The organism is Vibrio sp. L85 (genome assembly GCF_963871815.1).
In the GTDB taxonomy this organism is placed as follows: domain Bacteria; phylum Pseudomonadota; class Gammaproteobacteria; order Enterobacterales; family Vibrionaceae; genus Vibrio; species Vibrio harveyi.
In genome coordinates this window covers 1-571 of record NZ_CAWMYL010000251.1, presented here as the reverse complement: position 1 = coordinate 571, position 571 = coordinate 1, and the positions used below count along the sequence as shown (strand labels likewise).

Sequence of the window (571 nt, the reverse complement as noted above, 5' to 3'; positions counted from 1 at the left end):
CAAAAATCCAGCCCAAAGGCTGGATATGACCACTACATTTCTTTCAGTTCTTCAACAACAAACTTCGTTACTCTCACGGCGTTCCCCGTCATTTTACGTACCCATGCTTTAGAATAGCGTGACCATTTAAAACCATTCGACTTGAGCACCTTTCTCACCGCTTCCGATGGGATACCATCAAACGAAAACTTGATGCGTCCGTCTTCTTCGTAAAGCGTCCAGTTTACGCCCTCTACCTCGCCAGCATCATCTAAAGGCGCTTCATTGTGCAGCTTTTCTAGCTCCTCGATGCGCTGCTTCGTTGTTCTAATAGTTGCGTTGTTGTTCTGTAGGGCATAGCTTGGAAAGCCCACTCGACCGCAAAAGTCCCCTTCTAGTAGCTCTGCCGCATGTTTTTCGGTGAGCTTATGAGTTTGTATCATGTACTCAACTTTGTCTGTGTTACTCATGTGCTTTGAACGGATCACCTTATTAATGGCTTTCATCATTTCTTGACTGCACTCAAGGTTCGCCAGCTTATCTTTTAACTTTTGGATTGCTTCTGGGTCGTCTGACGCTATCCCTGCGCTTC

The 571-nt window shown here is 45.9% G+C and carries 1 pseudogene; it reads right to left on the bottom strand.

Annotated elements, in window-relative coordinates:
• Positions 1-32: 32 nt before the first annotated feature.
• Positions 33-571, bottom strand: a pseudogene (locus AACR11_RS28315) (DUF3560 domain-containing protein); the annotation flags it as partial.